This window comes from Anaerosacchariphilus hominis (assembly GCF_014290175.1).
In the GTDB taxonomy this organism is placed as follows: Bacteria; Bacillota; Clostridia; order Lachnospirales; family Lachnospiraceae; genus Laedolimicola; species Laedolimicola hominis.
The window spans coordinates 1-23,935 of record NZ_JACOOR010000009.1 but is presented as its reverse complement, the minus strand read 5'-3'; the positions used below and the strand labels follow the sequence as shown (position 1 = coordinate 23,935).

Sequence of the window (23,935 nt, the reverse complement as noted above, 5' to 3'; positions counted from 1 at the left end):
AATAAAAGGCCGCAGGATTCTCCTTTACAGGAATCCCGCGGCTCTTTTGTATGAAATGAAAGATGGGCCTTGTTATGAATGGGCCTTCAGATGTTTGTTCGCAGTGGAAAGCATCAGTTTCAACCGGTTCAGCTGATTTACTTCGCTGGCACCGGGATCGTAGTCGATGGCTACCACATTGGAAGCGGGATAGCGGCGGCGCAGCTCTTTAATGACGCCTTTGCCGACCACGTGGTTCGGCAGGCAGCCGAAGGGCTGGGTGCAGACGATGTTCGGCACATCCTCATGAATCAGCTCCAGCATTTCGGCAGTCAGAAACCAGCCCTCGCCGGTCTGATTACCCACGGATACGATGTCGGAGGCCATATCAGCCATCTCGTCGATATTGCCGGGCGCGTTGAAATGAACGCTTTCCCGGAAAGCGTTGGCAGCGGGCTTTCGGAGCCATTCCATGGCCTGAATGCCGACCCGGGCGATTCGGGCGCTGGAACGTTTCTTGCCCAGATGATCCGCCTTGAACTCGCTGTTTTTGAAGCAGTAGAGCAGGAAGTCCATCAAGTCCGGTACGACTGCCTCGGCGCCTTCGTGTTCCAGAAGCTCCACCAGATGATTATTGGCGGAAGGAGAAAACTTCACCAGAATCTCACCGACTACGCCGACCCGGGGTTTTTTCATATCCTCATGGATGGGCAGGGCATCGAACTCCTGAATGATACCCTGGCAGATTTTTACAAACTTCCGGTGGCTTACAAATTTTTGAGAGACAAAGTCCTGACAGATCTTCAGCCATTTCGCATGGAGCCGGTCTGCGCTTCCGGGTTCCTTCTCGTAGGGCCGCATCCGGTACAGTACCCGCATGAAGATATCGCCGAAGACTAGTCCGTAGAGACCCTTCACAGCCAAACCTGCTGTAATTTTGAAGCCAGGGTTCTCCTCCAGACTGCTTAAGTTCAGGGAGACGACCGGAATCTGCTCCTGTCCGGCCTTGGCCAGGGCCCGGCGGATGAAGGAGATGTAGTTGGTGGCACGGCAGCCGCCTCCGGTCTGGGTGATGATGACGGCCAGTTTGTCGGTATCGTATTTACCGGATAGCACAGCGGTCATAATCTGTCCTACCACCACCAGGGAGGGATAGCAGGCATCGTTATTTACATATTTCAGGCCCATGTCGATGGCGGCACGGTCAGAATCCGGCAGCACCTCCAGCTTGTAGCCTGCAGAGCGGAAGGCTGGCTCAATGACGTCAAAGTGAATGGGTGACATCTGGGGACACAGAATCGTGTAGTTCTTACGCATTTCCTCGGTGAAAATAACGCGGTCGTAAGCGGAGGAGACGATGCTCCGGCATTCACCCTTGTTCTCACGCACGCGGATGGCGGCGATGAGAGAGCGGATGCGGATCCGGGCAGCGCCCAGATTATTGACCTCGTCGATCTTCAGACAGGTATAGATCTTGCCCGAATTGGTCAGAATGTCGCTGACCTCGTCGGTGGTGACAGCGTCCAGACCGCAGCCGAAGGAATTCAGCTGAATCAGATCCAGGTCATTCCGGGTCTTTACGAAGCTTGCGGCCGCGTACATCCGGGAGTGGTACATCCACTGATCCATAACGAACAGCGGGCGTTCCACCGGATGAAGATGGCTGATGGAATCTTCTGTCAGTACAGCCAGACCGTAAGAGTTGATCATTTCCGGAATACCATGGTTGATCTCCGGATCCACATGGTAGGGCCGACCGGCCAGTACGATGCCCCGGCGTCCGGTTTTCTGCATGTATTCCAGAGTTTCTTCGCCTTTTCGCATGATATCTTCCCGGGTATGTTCCATCTCCGCCCAGGCCGCTTTGGATGCCTCGCGGATCTCGCTCTCAGAGATACCGCAGTGCCTGGAGAATTCTGTAACAAGTCCATTTTCCAGAATCTGTTCATTTTCAAAGGAAAGGAACGGATTAAAGAAATCAATATCACTGTCGGAGAGCTCGTCGATGTTATTCTTGATGTTCTCCGCATAGGATGTGACGATGGGGCAGTTGTAGTGGTTGCCCGCATCCTTGAACTCGGTCCGTTCATAGGGTACGCAGGGATAGAAGATGAACTTCAGGCCCTGACGGATGAGCCAGGTCACATGACCGTGGGCCAGCTTGGCCGGATAACACTCGGACTCACTGGGAATAGACTCAATACCCATTTCATAAAGCTTGTGTGTAGAGGAAGGAGAGAGCACGACCCGGTAGCCCAGCTTCGTAAAGAAGGTGAACCAGAAAGGATAGTTCTCATAGAAGTTCAGTACGCGGGGGATACCTACGGTTCCGCGCCCGGCCGCTTCCTCGCTCAGCGGCTCATAGTCAAAGAGACGCTTGTTCTTATATTCATACAGGTTCGGAATATTGTCTTTGTTCTTTTCTTTTCCGATACCCCGCTCGCAGCGGTTGCCGGAGATATAACGGCGTCCGCCGGAGAATTTATTGATGGTCAGACGACAGTGATTGGTACAGCCGTTACACTTGGTCATGGAGGTGGAGAACTCCAGGTTGTTGATCTCGTCAATGGAGAGCATGGTGGTCTCCATACCGTCTTTGTAACGCTCTCTCGCAATCAGAGCTGCACCGAAAGCGCCCATGATGCCGGCGATATCGGGACGGACTGCCTCACAGCCTGCGATTTTCTCAAAGCTTCGAAGAACCGCGTCGTTATAGAAAGTACCGCCCTGTACCACGATATTTTTCCCCAGAGCGGAAGCGTCGGATACCTTAATGACCTTGAATAACGCGTTCTTGATAACGGAGTAAGCCAGGCCTGCGGAGATGTCGGATACCTCCGCGCCCTCTTTCTGTGCCTGCTTGACCTTGGAGTTCATAAAGACAGTACAGCGTGTTCCCAGGTCAATGGGGTGCTTGGCAAAAAGCGCAGCCTTGGCGAAATCCTCCACTGTGTAGTTCAGGGACTTGGCAAAGGTCTCGATGAAGGAACCACAGCCGGAGGAACATGCCTCGTTTAACTGTACGCTGTCTACGGTATGGTTCTTGATCCGGATACACTTCATATCCTGACCGCCGATGTCCAGGATGCAGTCTACATTCGGATCGAAGAATTCTGCCGCGTAGTAATGGGAAACGGTCTCCACTTCGCCTTCATCCAGCATCAGGGCCGCCTTAATCAGGGCTTCACCGTAGCCGGTGGAGCAGGAACGGGCGATGCGCGCGTTCTTCGGAAGAAACCGGTAGATGTCCTTGATGGCGCGGATGGTAGTCGCCAGGGGGTTACCGTTGTTACTGCTGTAGAAGGAATAGAGCAGAGCTCCATCCTTGCCTACCAGAGCCGCCTTGGTAGTGGTGCTTCCGGCGTCGATTCCGAGGAAGCAGTCGCCCTCATAGGCCTGGAAATCACCACGCATGACCTCATGGCGGCTGTGGCGTTCCTGGAACTTGGCGTACTCATGCTCGTTGGCAAAAAGAGGCTCCATACGAGCCACCTCGAAATCCAATTTTATGTGGGCCTGTAACCGCTTTTTCATGTCATTTAAGGACACGCCTGTCTTCTGCTCACAGCTTAAGGCAGAACCCATGGCGGCAAACAGATGAGAATTCTCCGGGGCGATGATGTGCTCGTCGTCCAGATTCAGGGTGCGGATAAAGGCCGCTTTCAGTTCGGACAGGAAATGGAGCGGGCCGCCCAGGAACGCCACATGTCCACGGATGGGCTTTCCACAGGCCAGACCGCTGATGGTCTGATTGACCACAGCCTGAAAAATGGATGCAGCCAGATCTTCCTTGGTGGCGCCGTCGTTGATTAGCGGCTGAATATCGGACTTGGCAAATACACCGCAGCGGGCCGCGATGGTATAAAGAGAGTGATAGTTCTTTGCGTACTCATTCAGGCCGGTGGCGTCCGTCTGTAAAAGAGAAGCCATCTGGTCAATGAAGGATCCGGTGCCCCCGGCACAGATGCCGTTCATACGCTGCTCCACATTGCCACCCTCAAAGTAAATGATTTTTGCGTCTTCGCCACCCAGCTCTATGGCCACGTCAGTCTGGGGCGCAGTCTGTTCCAAAGCCGTAGCCACAGCCACGACCTCCTGAATAAAGGGGACGCCCAAGTGGTTCGCCAGAGTCAGACCGCCGGAACCGGTGATGGCGGGATAGACGGTCAGATCTCCAAGCCGGGTTTCCGCTTTCTCCAGAAGAGACGCCAGGGTCTCCTGGATATTGGCAAAGTGACGTTCATAGTCAGAAAAGAGAAGCTGATGCTCCTCATTTAATACAGCAACTTTGACTGTAGTGGAACCGATATCGATTCCCAATGTATATGTAGATGAATGGTTCATAAAAATCACGGCGGAATCTTCCGCCTCCTCCTTTTCTGTTAAGAGCAAAAGGTTCTAATCGACACTAATGTACATTATACGACACAAGATTTTTGAAAGCAAATAAAAAAACTATAAAGATTTCAAGGAAAGTTTAATAAAAAGGCGCATAAAACACAAGATTTTACAGAGGGCATACAGTAAATGTATATAGATAGGAAGAAATGGAGTTGATTTTTATGGAAAAATGTCATGGATTTCTGCATACTGTGAAAAAAGGGGACACCCTCTACCTTTTAAGCCGCCGCTACAGGGTGCCTTTGTGGGCGATCCTTTCGGCCAACCCCTATATCAATATTTATAACCTGCAGGTGGGAGACGAGGTGTGCATTCCTCTGGGGCGACGCCCCCGGGAACTGAGCTCTCCGGGACGATAAAAAGAGTTCCGGAGGCTGCCTCCGGTTGACAAACAGGGGTTCCGTGCCTATAATAAAATCATCTGAAAATGTTTCCGGGATTCGCAGAATTATAGAGAAAAGAGAGCTTCTGCGGCCCGGAAATGTTGTATCACAGACATTTTTCGGGAGCTGTAAGGTCTCCCGCAGGAAAGGATGACTTATTTTTATGAACTGGATTGACAAGCTGGAGAAAAAGTTCGGACGTTACGCGATTTCCAACCTGATGTATTACGTGATCATTCTGTATGCCCTGGGTTATGTGATCAGTGTGGTGGCACCTGATTTCTATACAGGATATCTGTCCCTGGATCCGACGGCCATTATGCGTGGCCAGATCTGGAGAATCGTGACCTTTATTATTTACCCGCCGTCATCGGGACTGTTTTTCTTTCTGATCAGCATGTACCTGTATTATTCCATCGGAAAGGTACTGGAGATGCAGTGGGGAGCCTTCCGGTTTAACCTGTATCTGTTGACCGGAGTGCTGCTTCACGTGGTGGCAGCCTTCTTAAGCTGCTATGTGTTTGGAGCCAATATCGGACCGATGTTCGGCACCTATTATCTGAACTATTCGCTGTTTTTCGCCTTTGCGGCTACCTATCCGGACATGCAGTTTCTGCTGTTCTTCATTATTCCCATCAAGGCGAAGTGGCTGGGCATCATCAACGCGATTTATTTCGGAGTGACGATTCTGGCGGGATTTGCAGCACCATATCTTTCTTATACTTCAAAACTGGCGTTGATTCAGGCGGGAATTATACCGCATCCGGCCTTTGCGGTCATGGCGCTGGTATCCCTTGGCAACTTTCTGATTTTCTTCTTCGGCATGAAAAATATGCGGCGGTATTCCCCGAAGGAGGTACACCGGAGACAGGTCTACAGCCGGAGTGTGCAGCAGGGGGAGAAGCGGGCCAGCGTCCATAAGTGCGCGGTCTGCGGCCGAACAGAGAAAGACGGGGAGGATCTGGTATTCCGTTACTGTTCCAAATGCAATGGAAACTACGAGTACTGCCAGGATCATCTGTTTACCCATGAGCATGTAAAGTAAAGGATCATACAGTTTGTATGATGGTCACACCCTGAAGAGAACGTTATAATTTTAACAAACATAACATAAACTATGTCAAGGAGGGATTTTGCATGAATTCACCTGCAGAAATCGCAAAAAACTACGTGGAAATCGGAAAAGGAAAGGTAAACACACCGGCGCTGAAGCTTTTTATTCTGGGCATTATGGCCGGCATCTTCATCGGAATTGGCGGAGTGGCCTATGAGATGGCCACGGCCACCATTGGCGGAGCCCTGGGCAAGCTGGTTGGCGCCTGTATGTTCCCGGCCGGTCTGGGTCTGGTGCTGATCGCGGGAAGCGAGCTGTTTACGGGAAACTGCCTGCTTGTGATCCCGCTTCTGGAAGGTGAGGTGACCTTCGGCGGCGTACTGCGCAACTGGGTCTGCGTTTACCTTGGTAACTTTGTGGGTTCCACCATTCTGGCTTTTCTGGTGGCTTTCGGACACAGCCCTTCTCTGCTGGACGGCGGACTTCTGGACGTGGTCATGTCTGTAGCTTCCGGCAAGGTGGCCTTAAGCTTCGGGGACGCGTTCCTGCGCGGTATCGTATGTAATATGATGGTATGTCTGGCCGTGTGGATGTCTTTCGCGGGCAAGACCGTGGCCAGCAAGATCGCAGGACTCTATTTTCCCATTATGATCTTTGTTATGGCCGGTTTCGAGCACAGTATTGCCAATATGTATTATCTGATGGTGGGTATCTTCAGTAATTCCATCTATTGGGTAGGAGATGCAGCAGTAAATCTGGGCGCGGCTCTGACCAAAAATCTTCTGCCAGTTACCCTGGGTAATCTGGTGGGCGGAATGGCCATCGGCATCGTATATTGGTATCTGTATTTAAAGGGAGCGAAAAAGGACTGAGTAAAAAGGGGTAAAGAATGAGTATTCGGGTGGAAGAGTTCGGAACCGTAAAGGACGGACAGAAGGTAAAAAGATACATATTGGAAAACGGAAAAGGTATGAAGGCCGCGGTGTTGAATCTGGGCGCGGTGCTGGCGGAACTTCAGGTGCCGGATAAGGACGGACTGCTTCGGGATGTGGTCTGGGGCTATGAAAGCGCAGCGGGCTATGAGGTCAACGGGCCGGATCTGGGAGCTGTGGTGGGCCGGAGCGCCAATCGGATTGGAGGCGCAGTGATTACCATTGGCGGCAGGGACTATCCCCTTGCGAAAAATAACGGAGAGAATAACCTGCACAGCGGACCGGATATGTACTTCACCAGAATGTGGAAGGGCATCATTGCCGATGACAATAAGGTAGAGTTTTCCCTTCACAGTCCCGATGGCGATCAGGGTTATCCGGGCAATGCGGATATCACGGTATCCTACACTTTGACGGATGACAATGAGCTGCAGATTGCATATGAGGGAAAGGCGGATCAGGACACCATTTTTAATCTCACCAATCATTCTTATTTTAATCTGGACGGACAGGATTCGACTTCCGTGCTGGAGCAGAAGGTGTGGCTGGACGCAGACGCTTTTACACCGACGGACGCGGGGCTGGTGCCTACCGGTGAGATCCGGGATGTGACGGATACACCCATGGATTTCCGGACGGAGCATACCATTGGCGAGCGGATTGAGGCGGATTACGAGCCGCTGAAGCTGGCCGGAGGTTATGATCATAATTATGTGCTAAAGAACGACGGAAAGTACATGCTGTGCGGAAAACTGATTTCCGACCGGAGCGGTATCTGTATGGAAGTATTTACCGATCAGCCGGGTATCCAGCTGTACGCAGCGAATTTCCTGGATCATGAAAAAGGCGGAAAGGGCGGACGTACCTATGAAAGACGGAGCGCCGTCTGCTTTGAGGCTCAGTATTTTCCGGATGCCTGCCATCATGCGAACTTTAAGAGTCCCATTGTGAAAGCAGGAGAGACTTATCATGCAAAGACGGGATACCGGTTTTTCGTGAAAAAATAAGAGAAGAACGACAGAGGGCGTGAACAGTGTGTTCACGCTCTTTTTTTTTGGAATAGGGAATAATCTGCTTGACATGCAGACGAAAATAGTATACTATGTGAACTATTCGCTTTGTGAACGAATGTGAATATGCAGGAAGGAGGAGCAGGGGATGGAAAATGACAGAGAGAATGTGTTAAAGAGCTGGATGAAGCTGTCCCTGGCGATCAATAACGAACGGGTAGTGTCCGGACTGCCCTATAATGAGTTCCTGATTTGCGGAATCCTGTACCGGAATCAGAAGAGCCTCAGTTCCAGGGAGCTGACAGCCACGGATCTGTGCAGCGTCACGAAGATTCTGAAATCCCAGATGAACCGAACCCTGAACAGCTTGGAGAAAAAAGGACTGATTGCGCGTACGCGCTCCCAGAGGGATAAACGGCAGATCTATGTGACATTCCGGATGGAGCAGGCAAAAGTGTATGAGCAGGAGCATGAGCGGATTCTGAAGTTCGTGGACGAGCTGATGAATCGGATCGGCTGGGAGCGCTCAGAGGAGATCGTAAAGCTCTTTGACCTGATTGCAAATATGGCAGAAGAGGTAATTGGATGATAAAGATTTTGGTAGATTCTTCTTCGGATTTGACGAAGGAGGAAGCAGAAGAAAAAGGATATTTATTTGTGCCCATCGGCATCAGCCTGGAAGGGAAGGAGTATGAGGACGGTGTAGATCTGACAAAGGATGAGTTCTACGACCTGCTGGTAAATGGAGAAACCTTCCCGAAGACCTCCCAGCCGTCGCCCCAGGTTTTCCTGGATCTGTTTGAGCAGGCGAAGAAGGACGGGGACGAGATCGTGGCGATTCTCTTATCCTCGGCTTTAAGCGGCACCTATCAGAGCGCGGTTCTGGCCAGACAGATGGCGGACTATGAGGGAATTCATCTTATCGACTCCCTGACGGCCACCGGAGTTATCCGGGTGCTTGCGGATTACGCCAAAGGGCTGGCGGATCAGGGACGGAGCGCCGCGGAGGTAGCTGCGCTCACAGAAGTGTTCAGATCCCGGGTTCATGTGATTGCCATGATGGATACGCTGGAATTTCTGCAAAAGGGCGGACGTATCGGAAAGGCAGCCGCCATGCTGGGAGAGCTGGCCCGTTTGAAGCCCCTGATTACCCTGACCGAAGAAGGCGGTGTGGGCGTCATCGGAAAGACCATCGGAAAAAATAAGGCCATGAGCGCCATGCTTAAATGGCTGGATGAGCGTCGGCTGGATGAGGAATTCCCCAGGTATTCCGTATTCACCAGCGGAACAGAAAACTGCGGACAGTTCGAGGAGAAGCTTGCCAAGCACGGAATCACCACGGTCGGCCGTCTCCAGTTGGGCGCAGCCATCGGCACCCATATCGGGCCTGGGGCTTTTGGGATCGTGTATGTGGAGAAAGCGTAGAAGTCAATAGAGAGAGATGGGGAGCGTACTGCGCTCCCTTTTTTGCGGTTGGCGAACCTATTCTGGTTTTTTTCATAAGATATCAGGAATAGTTTTATGGAAAGGAATCTCTCATGGCTGATTATCGAAACCAGAATTCCATGCGCTGCTCCTGTATGCGGGATCCCCTGCGGGGCCTGTCTCCAGCCATGGCCTACGTGCCCTGGCAATACTGGGATCAGACCTACGACCTGGAAAAAGCCCTGCAGTGCGGGACGATCTTTCCGGAATTAAATAAACCATTTTCAGGAAAGCGGGGTGGATGCAGATGATGGGAAGAAATAACTGTCAGCAGCCCGTAAGGCCCTGCTCGCAGCCCCGGAATGTCAACAGCTGCCCCATGCCGACGGCTCCGCCCTCCGGTCCCGGTCCGGTCCGTCCGGAAAGCGGCTGCTCCTGCAGCGGTTTATCCAAAGAACAGCTGCTGCGGCGCATTTTCACCACCGGTTTTGCCTGCGTGGATGCCAGCCTTTATCTGGATACCCATCCGGAGGATACGGGGGCTATCTCTTATTTTGGGGAAAACAACCGGAAATATCAGGAGGCCCTTCATGAGTATTCGCAGAAATATGGTCCGTTGACCCTTGCCCATGTCCATCATCCAGAGGATTATTGGAACTGGGTAGACCAGCCGTGGCCATGGCAGTAGAAGGGAGGATGAGAGTTTATGTTTAATTATGAAAAACGGTTGGAGTATCCCATTCATATCAAGGAGACGAATCCAAAGCTGGCAAAGGCGATTTTGACGCAATACGGCGGACCGGACGGTGAGCTGGGTGCCTCCATGCGCTATCTGTCCCAGCGATATACCATGCCCTATAAGGAGTGTGCCGCGGTCTTAACAGACATTGGCACCGAAGAACTGGGGCACTTTGAAATGATTGCCACCATCGTCCACCAGCTGACCAGGAATATGACCATGGAGGAGCTGAAGACCTCCGGTTTTGAAGACTACTATGTGGATCATACCCTGGCTCTGTGGCCTCAGGCGGCTTCGGGAACGCCGTTTACGGCTGCCATGTTCCAGTCTGTGGGTGATCCGATTACAGATTTGACGGAAGATATGGCGGCAGAGCAAAAAGCCCGCACCACCTACGACAATATTCTGCGGCTCTGCGCGGATTCGCCGGATGTGACTGATGCTATCCGTTTTCTGCGGGCCCGGGAAGTCGCTCATTTCCAGCGTTTCGGTGAAGCCCTGCGGATTGTGCAGGATAAACTGAATTCCAAGAATTTTTACGCTTTCAATCCGGCTTTTGACAGCGGCACAACGAATTGTGGATGTAATTGAGAAAAAGGGCAGGCGGAATGGCTGTGTTCCGCCTGCTGTAAAATCAGAGCAGCAGCACCGGCTCCTTCCCCTCCGGAAAACACTCATAACAGTTGATCCGCGGGGCCCCGAAGTCCAGCAGCCGTACCACACATAAGCTGCCTGCTTCGATGAGGGGCTGCACCAGACCTGTGGGGAGAAAGCTGTATCCGATACCGGCCAGCAGGTAGTCAGTGAGCTTGGTACTGTTATCGATCTCGAAGGGAAACTGATAAAAGGGCGGAAACAGCTCCCGGATGAACTGGCCCACCTCCTGAAGAGCAAAGTTACAGAACAGATAATTTAAAGAAGGAAGATCCTCCTTCCGCACGGCGTCCCGGCAGCGGGGATTGGAGGGGGAGGTCACTAAAAGCAGCTCCTCGGTCTTGAAAAGGCGGCAGCGAAAGCCGGATTTCTGCAGGGGCTGGTAGGTGAAAACCAGATCCAGAAGGCCGTCCTGCAGATCCTTCAGAAGGCTGACGGAGTGACTGATGGTCAGGTTGACCGCGTAACCGGTATCCTCCTTCAGAAGCCGAATCAGAGCGGGGGCCAGGAAGCATTCGTAGATGGTATTGGTGGTGCCGATACGGAGAGCCGTCCGGGAAAAGGCGGGGGAATTCAGTTCCAGGATGGAGCGTTCCTCCAGATCCAGGATACGCCGGGCATAATCCTGAAAGAGCAGGCCCTCCCGGGTGAGAGAAATATTTTTCTTATTGCGGATGAAAAGTGGCTTCCCCACTTCCTTTTCCAGTTCCGCGATCCGGTTCGTTACCGTGGACTGGGCAATGTACATGAGTTCCGCAGTCCGTGTGAAGTTTTTGACTCCGGCCAGGGTCAGAAAGGTTTTCAGATTCTGGGTATCCATAACTCCTCCTATAATCGAAAAAATAAATTATAATAATCAAAATTATTCGCTATACAAATGATAAGAAATATGGTTATAATAGTCAAGGATAAAAGGCAGAATTCGCGGATTTCGCGATAAACGAAAGGCATAAAACGAAAGAAACGAGAAAAAGGAGCGTCACCAATGAAAAAAGAACCATTTGTAACACTGGAACAGATACAGGAGATCACAAAGACCTATCCGACTCCCTTCCATCTTTATGACGAGAAGGGGATCAGGGAAAACGCAAAGGCCCTGAAGGAGGCATTTGCCTGGAATAAAGGCTATAAGGAGTACTTTGCGGTAAAGGCGACGCCGAACCCGTTCCTGATTAATATTTTGCGGGAGTACGGCTGCGGCTGCGACTGCTCTTCCATGACAGAGCTGATGCTGTCTCATGAGATCGGCGTCAAGGGAGACGACATTATGTTTTCCTCCAACGACACTCCGGCCGAGGAGTTCGCATACGCAGCAAAGATCGGAGCCATCATCAATTTGGACGATTACACCCATATCGATTTTCTGGAAAAGACTCTGGGCTATATCCCCGAGACCATCAGCTGCCGGTTCAACCCGGGTGGAATCTTCCAGATCAGCAACGATATCATGGACAACCCCGGCGATGCCAAGTATGGTATGACCGAGGAGCAGCTTTTTGACGCCTATCGGGTATTGCGGCAGAAGGGCGCCAAACACTTTGGTATCCATGCATTCCTGGCCAGCAACACCGTTACCAACGATTACTATCCCATGCTGGCAAAGGTTCTCTTTGAGCTGGCTGTCCGCCTGAAGAAGGAGACCGGAGCGGATATCCGCTTCATCAATCTGTCCGGCGGCGTAGGTATCCCCTACCGCCCAGAACAGGAGCCCAACGATATCCGCGCCATCGGCGAAGGCGTCCGTAAAGTTTACGAGGAGGTTATGGTCCCGGCAGGTATGGGTGATGTGGCTATCTACACGGAGCTTGGCCGTTTCATGATGGGCCCCTATGGTTGTCTGGTGACCAAAGCCATTCACGAGAAGCATACCTACAAGGAGTACATCGGCGTAGACGCCTGTGCAGTGAACCTGATGCGTCCGGCCATGTACGGCGCTTATCATCATATTACTGTTCTGGGCAAGGAAAATGAGCCCTGCGACCATGTGTACGATGTGACCGGCTCCCTTTGCGAGAACAACGATAAGTTCGCCATCGACCGTCCGCTGCCCAAGGTGGATATGGGCGACTATCTGGTAATTCATGACACCGGAGCTCACGGCTTCGCCATGGGTTATAACTACAACGGCAAGCTGAAGTCCGCCGAGATTCTGCTGAAGGAGGACGGCAGCGCGAAACTTATCCGTCGGGCAGAGACCCCGAAGGATTATTTCGCCACCTTCGACTGTTTCGATATCATCAAAAATCTGGTATAGGAACTTGACAGAGTTTTTATAGAAAATCACAGGGGGGAAATCGGCTAATGCCGATTTCTACCAATTTTAAAGAGAAATAGAGATACCCCGCGGAAATGCGTGCTTCTCAGCACTGGCATATTCCGCGGGGTATCTCTATTTCTAAGATGGATTATTATTTTTTGGCGCAAAAAATCAAAGGGATATGTAAAATCAAACAGACTTTTATTTAAGCTGCATTTTCTTCTTTTTTGCCCTCGAATTTCTGTATTTCATTGCAAAGAAAACGATGATATTTGTTGATATTCCTGCCAATTGCATATAACATGAACTCTTTGTATACTTTATCGGCTGTACGATGATTAAATCGTCGAAAGTCATCATTCTCTTTGATGTCTCCAAAGTGCCCCTCTGTTTGAATGGACCGGATCTGACGGTTCAGGATACTTTTTTCACTCTGAATATTCGCGTGAGATTTTTCTTTTAATGCTTCCCAGCGTTCATTGATCTTCATGACTTTATTTTTATCTGCATCTTTTTCGGGATTGTATTTGTAAAGACATTGGGCTTTGTGTTTACAGCCACTGCAATCAGCGCATCCATACACTTCCAGGGTTTGTGTATAACCATCCATTTCTTTTTCTTCTGTGCGGATATGTCTCAGTTCCCGTCCATCATGACAAACATAAAAATGCTCGTCTTCGAATATCTGAGTTGTCATGTTATAATATTTCCCGATATTTTCTTTGTAAGCATGCGTCTTTCTCTGCTCGTGATCCTGCAGTTTGATATAACTTTCTATGTTATGCTCTTTTAAAAACAGCAGATTTTTCTCACTACAATATCCACTGTCTGCAGTAGCTTCTTTCAACACTTCTCCAAAAGCATGGATATGTTTTTGGACAACCGGAATCAATGTATTGTAATCTGTTCTGTCGTTACTTACATATGCATGAACAATGAAGTAATTCTCTACTGCGATCTGAACATTGTAAGCTGGTTTGAGCTGACCATTCATCATATGATCATCTTTCATTCTCATGAAAGTTGCTTCCAGGTCTGTCTTGGAATAACTGTTACGTTCTTTTCCCATGACTTCAAAACACTCTTTATATTCCATAAGTTTGCTGCCGCAAACATCTAATTCTTCATAAAGCTGCTGTATTTCGGATTTTTTCTTTCCTTTTCCGTAAACGAATCCGATTCCTTCGCCCTCTGCTATCGTCATCAGATTTTTCTGCAACTTTAATATATCCAACGGAGAACAGTGGTCAATTTCAATGATGGTATTGTTTGGCAGTTTTTTGTGTTTTGTGAGTTTCCACTTCCGATTCTTTTCAATCACTGCACGCACTTTATCCATACCTTCGATAATAAATATCCTTGCATTTCCCAATCCGTATTTTTCGTTATATCCATTATCTTCTAACAGTACGTTGTATTTACGATAAAGAGAATCTATGTTGTCAAGGAGTCCCACAAGATGATAGTTCAAAGTTCCACGCCAAACAAAAGTGTAACGGTTTGCATTGGCTTCTATCTTCGTACCATCGATAAAAAGCGCCTCTAATGTGATCAGACCTTCCTTTTTTAAGCGTCGTAACAATTGATAATTCAGATCATCTAATATTTCCGGTGTAAGTTTCTTGTTTATAAAATCATAAAAGGCATCTCTTTTTGGCTGCTCTCCTTGTGAGAGCCAGATGAATGCCAGATCTCTTTTATATAGTTCCACAATGCGGTCTATCTCGCGAATGCCACGCATGTTTGCATATGTAAGGACTCCATACTTCATGATTGGGTTAAACCCGTGTTTTCCCTTGCCTGAATACTGTGCTAATAAAGCTGTAAAATCCATTTCCTCCATAACTTTTTTAAGGGTAAAGACTGGATCGTCATCAGGTAAACTCAAGTCGTAGAAGTTGAAGTTGATTTTTTGTTGCCCTAATTCAAAAAATTCGTTATAATATTTATTGCTATTCATAGTTACATTATACAATGTAACGGAGCGAAGGTGGTTGTCGTTAGCCACCTTTTTCTCTTTTTATAGGTAAAATTTTAGGGGGAGGCAGATGACTCATTTCGAGTCATCTGCCTCCCCCTATTTAGAACTGTCATTAACCGACAGCCCCTTTCATTTTACTCCAGAGCATTTTCCAGAGCCTTAAGCATTATCTGCTTATCAGGTTTTCTTCCCGTCCACATTTCAATATTTAAAGCTGCCTGATTGATCAACATGCCTGCGCCCGTCGCACAAGGAATTCCTCTTCGACGCATTTCTTTTATAAAAGCTGTCTGTATTGGATTCGGAATTACATCCTGAACAAACATGCTTTGTTTGATGGAATCCAAATCAATATTCGGCATATCATTTACATTAGGATACAAACCTACAGATGTAGCATTAATCACAATATCTGTATCCTCCGGAACAGAATATGTACCATTCCAATCTACATAATGAACCCTTGTTTTCCCAATCTTATTCAAAATATCAACCAAAGCGTCTCCCAATGCCCTATCCGATGTTCGATTTACAATTGTTATATCAGCTATGCCTGCCAGGCTCATTTCGACAGTGATTGCACGGGCAGCTCCACCAGCTCCCATAATCACTGCTTTTTTTCCTTCCACACAGATCCCATTGGACTCCAGAGACATCATAAAACCTTTTCCATCTGTATTTTCTCCAAATAAATGTCCATTCTCATTTACAATCATATTGACCGCGCCAATTAACTTTGCACTTTCCGATATCTCATCAAGGTAATTCATAACTGCTATTTTATGCGGAATCGTACAGTTAATTCCTCGCATTTTGAAGGCTTTCAAACCACGAACTGCATCCTCCAACTTATCCTTATCCACATCCAGGGTCAGAAAATGCCAACGTTCCAACCCCATTGCCTCAAAAGCTGCATCCTGAATTACAACACCTGGATTTTCTGAAACAGGCTGTCCAAATACACCTACCAGATGATCCAAATAGTTCTGTTCTTTCATTTTCTTTCCTCCTAAACTGCTTCATTTTTCCGTTTTATGGTATAACAATCAAGCCAGATAATCAGCACAATCAGAACTCCTTTTGTTGCCTGCTGAATATAAGGACTTATCATCAGACTGTTCATTGCATTTTCCAAAACAGAAAATAAGAGAAGTCCAATAGCAGTCTGAGGTATGCCTCCAATGCCACCTGCAAATGATGTACCACCTACAACTACGCCACAATTAACCAGCAGAGCTGTGTTATCTCCATAAATAGAAGACCCCGTATTAAGTTGTGAGGATAGCATAATTCCACCAGCGGCAGCTGTCATCCCACAAATAACATAAGTCATCCATTTTGTCTTGATTACATTGATACCTGAGTATAAAGCAACATCGTAACCGCCTCCTATCGCATAGCAATTCCGGCCAAAGGCTGTGTAGCGAAGAAGCAGATGAAACAGAATCATTAAAATAATAGTTACAAGAATTACATTCGGCAGGAACCCAAAAGCAAGTCCATTTGCCAACTTAACGAACATTGGATTGTCCGGCGCAATGGGTTTTGCATCTGTCAGCTGCTGACAGACGCCTTTGATTACCATGCCGGTTCCTAAAGTAATAATAAAGGGTTCTGTTTTCTGCTGAACAATGAAGAAACCGTTGATAAAACCAATCACTGCCCCACTTGCAATACCTGCCAGAATCGCTATCCACATAGGGACATGGCTCATCAGCAAAATCGCAATTATTCCTGAAAGACTCATAGTACTTCCAATGGAAAGATCACAGCCGCCACAGATAACCGTAAGTGTAACTCCAAATGCAAGAATTTCCAACACCGCAGCTGCCTTCAGTAATTCTATTAAATTATAACTTGTATAAAAGCCCGTCTTCGGAAAGATCATTATAACGAGAATCGCAACCGTCGCAAGAAAGGCTTTCTGCTTTAATATTGGATATCCCAGACGTTTTACTGTTTTCTGACCCCTCATTAATTTCCCTCCTCGTTTCGATTATCAATCCAAATTGCAATCACAAGAATTACTCCACGGAATACAGTCTGCATATAAGGTGTAAGGCCCAACAAATTCAGACAGTTTGACAGTAACGTCACCAACAGTACTCCCATAACTGTTCGCATAACGCTTCCCTGTCCTCCTTTGAGACGCGTACCTCCAACAACAACAGAGAGAACTGCATTTGTATCATACCCTTTTCCAACAACCGGAGATGCTGTCGTAACACGCGATAAAAGAACAATTCCTCCAATAGCCGCCATTAAACCTGAGATAACATATATGGTTGAAATACTTTTATAAATAGAAATACCTGACAATCTCGCTGCTTCTTTGTTTCCACCTGTCAGATAGATACTCTGACCCATATATGTTTTCGACTGAAAAATGTACAATAAAATCAGGCACACAATAAAGAGCAGAAAAGAGAACGACAGCAGTTCTCCAAATCCTCCCTGCGCCAGCAGCGAAAATGCTGACGTATCTGTCTGAAGCCAGGATAAATGCCCTGTTTTTCCAGCCGTAATAATCAATGCAATTGCTCCGTAAACTGTACTCATACCATATGTAATAAATAATGCTTTCGCACTGGTCAATGCCCCGCATGTTATAATCAAAATGCTGTTTAAGTAACCGGCAGCCATACCAACCACGATTCCGACAAGCATTGCAGCCCACTGCCCTAACGGTTCAATCAGTAAATAAGTCGTTACAACAACCAGTGAGATAATACCGGAAATAGACAAATCAATAAAACCACACATTATTACAAAGGTCATTCCCAATGCAAAAAAGCTTAAAGGGCCAAACTGACGAATAATATTAATCAGATTTGGCATAGATAAAAACTTAGGTTCCACCAGAATTGTCACAATAACAAGAAGTACAATGGAAACCATGACAAGATAACTTTTCAGGAATTTCATCACTTTGCTTACAGTTCCCCGAAATTTTATATTTTCTTTACTCTGCACCATAATCCCTCCTTATCCCAGCACTCTTTCCATAATAGAATTAACGCTGACTTCCTCAGGATTAAACTCACCAGATATTCTGCCACCGCAAATAGTAAGAATACGATTACTCATACTCAGGACCTCAGCTAATTCAGAAGAAATCAAAATAATGGAACCTCCATCCTCTACAATCTTTTTCATTAAAAGGTAGATTTCGTACTTAGCTCCGACATCAATTCCTCGTGTTGGTTCATCCATGATTAGAATTTTCGGTTGTATTTCCAGCCACCTTCCGACAATGCATTTTTGTTGATTTCCTCCTGACAAACTAACTACTCTGGATTTAATACCAGGAGTTTTAATAGCCAAAGACGCAACATGCTTTTCTGCAATCTTTTTTTGAGATGTTTTATCCAGAAAAATACCTTTTACATGATCCTTCAGTGCTGCCATTGTAATATTCGTCTCAACACTCTGCGAAAGGATCAGCCCCTGCTGCTTTCTGTCTTCCGGCACCAATGCCATTCCAACTCTGATCGCATCCTTTGGGCCTTTGATCTTTACGGATTTTCCATCAATCAGAACCTCCTGCCCTTTTACTTTATCTGCTCCAAAAATTGCACGAATAATCTCTGTACGCCCCGCTCCTACCAGTCCAACCAGTCCTAGAATTTCTCCTTTATGTAGAGTAAAATTAATATTATGTAGTTTCCTGGTATTTAGATTACGCACTTCCAGAAGGGGGGCACCAACGCAGTAGGGGCGTTCCGGATATTCCTTCTCTATAGTTCTTCCTACCATTTTAGTAATCATCTCTTCGCGCGACAATTCAGTAATAGGTTTACTGTCAATCACATTACCATCACGCATAATCGTTACCATATCGCAAAGATCAAAAATCTCATCTAGTTTATGGCTAATATAAATAATGGAAATCCCCATTTGTTTCAAATCACCAATAATCTTATAGAGTCCTTTCAGTTCATCATTTGTAAGGCTACTGCTGGGCTCATCCATAATAATCAACTTTGAATTAAAAGAAAGTGCTTTTGCAATCTCTACCATCTGTTTCTGTGAAACACTAAGTTCCGAAACCATCGTATGCGTATCAATAGAACACCCAATCTGTTCCAAAAGTTTCTGCGCTTTTGTATGTGTTCCACGCATCCCCTTCGCCTCTTTAAACCGTCCCAAAAAAATGTTTTCTCCCACACTCATCGTATTTACCAAATTTAACTCCTGATAAATAATGCTGAGGCCGCGATTCAAAGACTGTATTGGTGTCGTACGCTCAATCACCTCTCCATCAAAAATAACCGTTCCTTCATCCTTTGTATAAACCCCCGACAGAATTTTCATCAGGGTAGATTTTCCTGCACCATTCTCACCGACTATTCCGTGCACGACCCCGCGCTGTACTTCTATAGTTACATGATCAAGTGCCTTAACTCCAGGAAATGATTTACAAACATTTTCTACCTGCAAAATAAACACGGAATCCTTTTCGCTCATATCTATATCCATTCCTTTCGCCTCTGTTCAAAAAACCGGAATATTCTGTCCTCTATAAAAAAGACAAAGCCCGTATCGGCTCAAAGCCGATACGAGCCTTCTTCTATATATTACCATTCCGGAACCGGAAATTCATCAATATTATTCTGCGTAATCATATCAAAAGCAATCAGATTTTCTGCTGAATATTCTTCACCATTAATAGCCTTACGTGCCACTTCCATACATCTTCTTACCAGTTTATCTGCATCAATACTAATTGTAGCATACTGATCACCAGCTTTCACCTGATTGTAGCCTGCCTGGCATCCATCAATACCGATTACAACAACATCTTCCATATTTGCAGCTTTTAAAGCTTCAATACATCCAGTTGCACCGTTATCCCAATGACAAAAGATCGCATCAATCTCATCGCCATATTTTACAATCATGTCTTCTGTAATAGAAAGCGCTTCTGCTGTAGCCCATTGTGTCGGAGCCATAGATGCAAGAAGATTCAGTCCTGTACCATCAAGATTTTCTGTAAAGCCAGTATGACGCTTAATTGCTGCATCATGACCAGCCTGTCCTTCAACTTCTACTACATTGCATCCAGACGGATACTTTTCAAGAATTGCTTCAATTGCGAGTTTTCCTCCCTGGATATCATCCTGGGTTACATAAAAGTCACGTGCCTTTTCAGGAGTGTCACTCATAATCTCAGAGCCATATACACCAACAATAACACCTGCTTTTTTTGCAGCTTCCAAGCTTGGAACAATTCCACTCGCATCATTCGGATTTACACAGATTACATCCGCACCCTGAGCAACGGCATTACCAACAACCTGTGCCTGAATCTGTGGATCCCCGCGCCCATCCAAGGTAGAAACTTCAAATCCATACTCTTCTGCATGTTCTGTAAACATCTTGGACGCAAACACCTGCGATTCATTAGACATATCACCTGCAATAAAGATCAGTTTAGGTAACTCGCCGTCCGTATTTTCTACTTTTTCTTCTGTCTTAGTTTCTTCTGTCTTAACCTCAGCCTCTTTTGCTTCTTCCGTCTTTCCACAACCCGCCAGGGCAGAAGTACCTAAAATCATAGCAAGCATTAACCCCAAAATTTTCTTGTTCATAAGAAATCCTCCTTCCCTTCTTCGTTTTTACACTTTTTAATCTTATTTTTCGCGTTTATAACCATTATTGAAAAGAAGCATTGCCTTCTTTGCATTTTCTCTCATCGCATTCTTTGAGTAGTAAGCCAGTTCATGTACATAAGGCGGAACTGTAGATTTTTCCATTACTTCTCTCATTGCTGATACACCCGCATTGGACATATAGGTATAGTAATTGATTTTACTAACACCATTGTCAATTGCTTTCTTAATCTGTTCCGGGGCTACACCGGATCCTCCATGCATGACGAGATTACAGTCTACGTTTTCGCGAATCTTTTTTAGCAAATCAATATCCAGCACTACATCTTCGACATAGAGACCATGCACCGTACCAAACGAAATTGCAAGAGCATCCAGACCTGTCCTTTCAACAAAATCTTTTGCTTCCTCTGGTTTGGTATAAAAGTCACTTACTTTCATTCCTTCCGGAACTTTCTGTTCCTGCCCAACTACATTGCTCGGCATAACTCCAAGCAGACCTTCCGTAGAAATACCACATGCCTTACAGATATCAACAACCCGTTTTACATTTTTTACATTTTCTTCATAAGGCAGAAGTGAAAAATCAGACATGACAGAAGTAAAGCCCAAATGGATCGCAGTCATAATATATTCAAAATCAAGACCATGATCCAGATTCACAGCAACTGGTACTTTTGATGCCTTTGCAATGGAAATCAGCTTCGGAGCAACTTCACGAATGGGTGCAAACTCTTCTATACACTGCGCATGGTTAAAAATAACCGGTGTATTGACTTCTTCAGCCGCTTCGATAATTGCCTCCATCGTTTCCACCGTTCCTGCATTAAAAGCACCCACAGCGTATTTCTTCTTTTGCGCTTCATCCAGAAGCGGTTTCATAGGTACTAACATAATACTTTGCTTCTCCTTTCAGTTTTGTTTTCTTTCGGTTCTGGCCAGCTCCGTTATTCTTGTCCTTATAATACACGCCAATATTTTATTTGTCAATAATATTTTTCTCATTTGAGCATATTTTTTATCTCAAATAAGCATTTTAGTCATATTTATCAAAATCAAGCAAATATTTATATGAAACATGCCGATTTTTAAGGTAAATATTGATTTATTAGTCTTGTAAAGTTATAATTGTTCTATCAAAAAATCTTATTTGAAAAAGGAGATACTCTCAAATGAGCGTTATTTGTATTGATATTGGAACAACCAGGTGCAAGATTGCAGTCATTAATTCACAGGGAGTACTTTTGGAGGAATCTGCTTTCCCACACAATGCACAGCTTCCAGATAATATGATTGACTGTGAAGTCATTTTTCAGGCTATCGATCGTGAACTTTTAAAACTTTTCTCACGCTTCCATAATATTGAAGCAATTACCTCCACCTCTTTTGGTGAAACTTTTGTCTGTACTAACCAAAAAGGTATTTCCATTTCTCCCAGCATTCTGTACTTTGATACCCGATCCAAACCGCAGCTCCAAAAGCTGTGCCAAAAGTATGATGAATCGTCTATTTACCAACAGACAGGGCATCGTCTAGGTACCGTTTCTCCTCTGGGAAAGCTCTGCTGGATGCAGGAAAATCAGAAAGAGATTCTAAAGAAGAGCTCTCACATCCTGTTTGTTGCTGACTATATCCTGGTTCGTCTTGGTGCGGCCCCCTTTATGTCAAAATCATTTGCCGTAACTACAAATTGGATGGACTTCAATGCCCAAGAGCAATTATATGAAATCCTAGAAGCAGCCTGCGTATCTGCAGAAAAATTTTCTCCCGTAAGAGAGGCTGGTGACATTACGGGTATGATGTCTTCTTATTTCTGCAAGCGATATAATACTGAAATGGTTCCAAAATTGATTGCCGGTGGGCATGATCAGCCTTTTGCCACAATCGGGGCTGGAGCAATGTATCCCGGAGAAGCCGTATATGGTATGGGTACTTCTGATAGTCTGAATATAATTCTTCCAGACTCCATTATCAACAATGATACCTATCAATATGGATTTCAATGTGAACCTTATTTCAACACATCAAATTACTTAACTTATGCACAGATCCCAAGCGGAGGCAAATCTCTGACATGGGCATATAGTCTTTTATTTTCTTCTCATGGTAATTTTTCTGCCAAGGCTTGCGCAGATGATATCCACATGGCTATTTCACGTCAGACAGATGTTTTATTTTTTCCATTTATCAATGGTTCCGGAACACCTTTCTGTCACACTTATTTATCCGGTAGTTTCTGGGGACTGGAAGATAAAACAACAGCACATGACATGCTTTTGGCTGTCATGGAGGGGGTTGCATTCGAAATGAAGTTAAACATGGAACTGCTGTCGAACTGCGGAATATCCAGTAATCGCATAATTGCCTCAGGAGGCGGGGCCCAATTCGAGGACTGGCTTCAATTACGCGCCGATATTCTTGAAGCTCCTCTGTGGATCAATTCCAACAAAAATACCGGCCTTTTTGGACTATTTGCTGTCTCTTCCATTTCATTGAATTATTTCGGCAACATAGAAGAGGCTGTCAAGAGCAGCAACTCCCTTGATAAAATTAAACCCCCAACATATTCAAAAGCCAATTATTACACAGAAAAATACCAACGATACAAAGAAATCCGCTCTTTTATTCAAAGTGATTTAAAACTATAATTTGAGGTGATATTATGTTACAAAGACATTTGAATATTCTTGAACTCTTAGAAACCCATGAAAGATTAGACGTTACAACACTGGCAAAACAATTTAATATTTCGCCTTCAACTATCCGAAAAGATCTGGAATATCTGGAAAACCAAGGACTTTTAAAACGTCAGCATGGATATGCCTCCCGTGTATCTTCCGACAATATCAATTATAGGATGGCTTTCAATTATGAAGCCAAACAAGCAATCGCCCGCAAGGCATGTTCACTGGTCAGCGACGGAGAAACTATTTTAGTTGAGTCTGGCTCAACCTGTGCGCTGTTTGCTTCTATCGTAGCCGAAAAAAAACGAGATGTTACCATTATTACAAACTCTACTTTCATTCCTCGCTATATTGCAGAACACAATACAAATATTATCCTTCTTGGCGGTGATTACCATCCAGATGCAGAAGTAGTTGTAGGACCTCTGGTAAAACTGTGTGTATCACAGATATATGTAGATAAATTTTTTGTAGGACTCAGTGGATTCAGCCCCGCCAGAGGTTTTTTAAACTCAAATATTTCTCGTGCTGAAGCAGTACAGTCTATGGCCATGAGCGCCAACAAAACATATGTACTTGCAGACAATACAAAATTATCTAAATTATCTACTATTGCATTATTTCCTAACAAGCAGCCGTCCGCAATCATCAGCAACGATCCTATCCCTGAAGAAGCCATGGCTTATTTTCAAGAAAATGAAATTGAGTATATTTCTGCAACCACCTAAATTCCAAATATTATATAGTCTATAAAAAGGGGCTGTCGGTTAATGACAGTTCTAAATAGGGGGGAGGCAGATGACTCGAAATGAGTCATCTGCCTC

The 23,935-nt window shown here is 46.1% G+C and carries 21 protein-coding genes; 12 read left to right on the top strand and 9 right to left on the bottom strand.

The annotated features are described in order from the left end of the window. Window positions 1-72 precede the first annotated feature (72 nt). Window positions 73-4,323, bottom strand: coding sequence for a 2-hydroxyacyl-CoA dehydratase (locus tag H8S44_RS14255; protein WP_186873951.1), 4,251 nt, complete (start codon window positions 4,321-4,323; stop codon window positions 73-75). A 218-nt stretch (window positions 4,324-4,541) separates the two neighbouring features. On the opposite strand from H8S44_RS14255, the gene H8S44_RS14250 reads away from it, so the two are divergent. From H8S44_RS14250 to H8S44_RS14210, 9 genes are all read left to right on the top strand, one after another. Beyond that, window positions 4,542-4,739, top strand: a complete 198-nt coding sequence (locus H8S44_RS14250) for a LysM peptidoglycan-binding domain-containing protein (protein ID WP_243167618.1) — start codon at window positions 4,542-4,544, stop codon at window positions 4,737-4,739. Between the two features lie 187 nt (window positions 4,740-4,926). Further along, window positions 4,927-5,808 carry a rhomboid family intramembrane serine protease gene (locus tag H8S44_RS14245; RefSeq protein WP_186873866.1) on the top strand — a complete coding sequence of 294 codons (882 nt, stop codon included), beginning with the start codon at window positions 4,927-4,929 and terminating at the stop codon, window positions 5,806-5,808. Between the two features lie 92 nt (window positions 5,809-5,900). After that, window positions 5,901-6,689 (top strand): formate/nitrite transporter family protein, encoded by a 789-nt coding sequence (locus tag H8S44_RS14240; protein WP_186873865.1) that lies wholly within the window; start codon window positions 5,901-5,903, stop codon window positions 6,687-6,689. Between the two features lie 17 nt (window positions 6,690-6,706). Continuing rightward, the gene (locus H8S44_RS14235) at window positions 6,707-7,756 is read left to right on the top strand and encodes an aldose epimerase family protein (RefSeq protein ID WP_186873864.1); all 1,050 of its coding nucleotides are present in this window, start codon (window positions 6,707-6,709) and stop codon (window positions 7,754-7,756) included. 151 nt (window positions 7,757-7,907) lie between these two features. Next, window positions 7,908-8,348, top strand: coding sequence for a MarR family transcriptional regulator (locus H8S44_RS14230; protein WP_186873863.1), 441 nt, complete (start codon window positions 7,908-7,910; stop codon window positions 8,346-8,348). Further along, a complete protein-coding gene (locus H8S44_RS14225; RefSeq protein ID WP_186873862.1) occupies window positions 8,345-9,184 on the top strand; it encodes a DegV family protein in 840 nt (279 codons plus the stop codon). The genes H8S44_RS14230 and H8S44_RS14225 overlap by 4 nt, the downstream gene beginning before the upstream one ends. A gap of 140 nt (window positions 9,185-9,324) precedes the next feature. Continuing rightward, window positions 9,325-9,495 (top strand): spore coat associated protein CotJA, encoded by a 171-nt coding sequence (locus H8S44_RS14220; protein ID WP_186873949.1) that lies wholly within the window; start codon window positions 9,325-9,327, stop codon window positions 9,493-9,495. Further along, the gene (locus tag H8S44_RS14215) at window positions 9,492-9,872 is read left to right on the top strand and encodes a spore coat protein CotJB (protein WP_186873861.1); all 381 of its coding nucleotides are present in this window, start codon (window positions 9,492-9,494) and stop codon (window positions 9,870-9,872) included. The genes H8S44_RS14220 and H8S44_RS14215 overlap by 4 nt, the downstream gene beginning before the upstream one ends. A gap of 18 nt (window positions 9,873-9,890) precedes the next feature. Further along, window positions 9,891-10,514 carry a manganese catalase family protein gene (locus H8S44_RS14210; RefSeq protein WP_186873860.1) on the top strand — a complete coding sequence of 208 codons (624 nt, stop codon included), beginning with the start codon at window positions 9,891-9,893 and terminating at the stop codon, window positions 10,512-10,514. Window positions 10,515-10,557: 43 nt separating this feature from the next. Here the strand turns inward: H8S44_RS14210 and H8S44_RS14205 are convergent, their stop codons facing one another. Next, complete coding sequence (locus H8S44_RS14205; RefSeq protein ID WP_186873859.1) at window positions 10,558-11,397, bottom strand: LysR family transcriptional regulator; 840 nt, start codon at window positions 11,395-11,397, stop codon at window positions 10,558-10,560. A 165-nt stretch (window positions 11,398-11,562) separates the two neighbouring features. On the opposite strand from H8S44_RS14205, the gene H8S44_RS14200 reads away from it, so the two are divergent. Beyond that, window positions 11,563-12,831, top strand: coding sequence for a diaminopimelate decarboxylase (locus H8S44_RS14200; RefSeq protein ID WP_186873858.1), 1,269 nt, complete (start codon window positions 11,563-11,565; stop codon window positions 12,829-12,831). A gap of 208 nt (window positions 12,832-13,039) precedes the next feature. Here the strand turns inward: H8S44_RS14200 and H8S44_RS14195 are convergent, their stop codons facing one another. The 7 genes from H8S44_RS14195 to H8S44_RS14165 all read right to left on the bottom strand — a co-directional run bounded on the left by H8S44_RS14195 (window position 13,040) and on the right by H8S44_RS14165 (window position 21,321). Further along, on the bottom strand, window positions 13,040-14,794 hold the full coding sequence (locus H8S44_RS14195) for a transposase (protein ID WP_207726277.1): 1,755 nt from the start codon (window positions 14,792-14,794) through the stop codon (window positions 13,040-13,042). Window positions 14,795-14,949: 155 nt separating this feature from the next. Further along, entirely contained in the window at window positions 14,950-15,813 is an 864-nt protein-coding gene (gene aroE / locus H8S44_RS14190) for a shikimate dehydrogenase (RefSeq protein WP_186997546.1), read from the bottom strand. Window positions 15,814-15,824: 11 nt separating this feature from the next. Next, on the bottom strand, window positions 15,825-16,790 hold the full coding sequence (locus H8S44_RS14185) for an ABC transporter permease (RefSeq protein WP_186997545.1): 966 nt from the start codon (window positions 16,788-16,790) through the stop codon (window positions 15,825-15,827). Beyond that, complete coding sequence (locus tag H8S44_RS14180) at window positions 16,790-17,791, bottom strand: ABC transporter permease (protein WP_186997544.1); 1,002 nt, start codon at window positions 17,789-17,791, stop codon at window positions 16,790-16,792. Before H8S44_RS14180 ends, H8S44_RS14185 begins: the two co-directional genes overlap by 1 nt. Window positions 17,792-17,800: 9 nt before the next feature. After that, window positions 17,801-19,294, bottom strand: a complete 1,494-nt coding sequence (locus H8S44_RS14175; RefSeq protein ID WP_186997543.1) for a sugar ABC transporter ATP-binding protein — start codon at window positions 19,292-19,294, stop codon at window positions 17,801-17,803. A 98-nt stretch (window positions 19,295-19,392) separates the two neighbouring features. Continuing rightward, entirely contained in the window at window positions 19,393-20,406 is a 1,014-nt protein-coding gene (locus tag H8S44_RS14170; RefSeq protein WP_186997542.1) for a sugar ABC transporter substrate-binding protein, read from the bottom strand. A gap of 42 nt (window positions 20,407-20,448) precedes the next feature. Next, entirely contained in the window at window positions 20,449-21,321 is an 873-nt protein-coding gene (locus H8S44_RS14165; RefSeq protein ID WP_186997541.1) for a class II fructose-bisphosphate aldolase, read from the bottom strand. 278 nt (window positions 21,322-21,599) lie between these two features. Between H8S44_RS14165 and H8S44_RS14160 the strand changes: the two genes are divergently transcribed. Both H8S44_RS14160 and H8S44_RS14155 read left to right on the top strand, forming a co-directional pair. Then, the gene (locus tag H8S44_RS14160) at window positions 21,600-23,075 is read left to right on the top strand and encodes an FGGY-family carbohydrate kinase (protein WP_186997540.1); all 1,476 of its coding nucleotides are present in this window, start codon (window positions 21,600-21,602) and stop codon (window positions 23,073-23,075) included. 14 nt (window positions 23,076-23,089) lie between these two features. Continuing rightward, window positions 23,090-23,839 carry a DeoR/GlpR family DNA-binding transcription regulator gene (locus H8S44_RS14155; protein ID WP_186997539.1) on the top strand — a complete coding sequence of 250 codons (750 nt, stop codon included), beginning with the start codon at window positions 23,090-23,092 and terminating at the stop codon, window positions 23,837-23,839. Window positions 23,840-23,935: the final 96 nt, after the last annotated feature.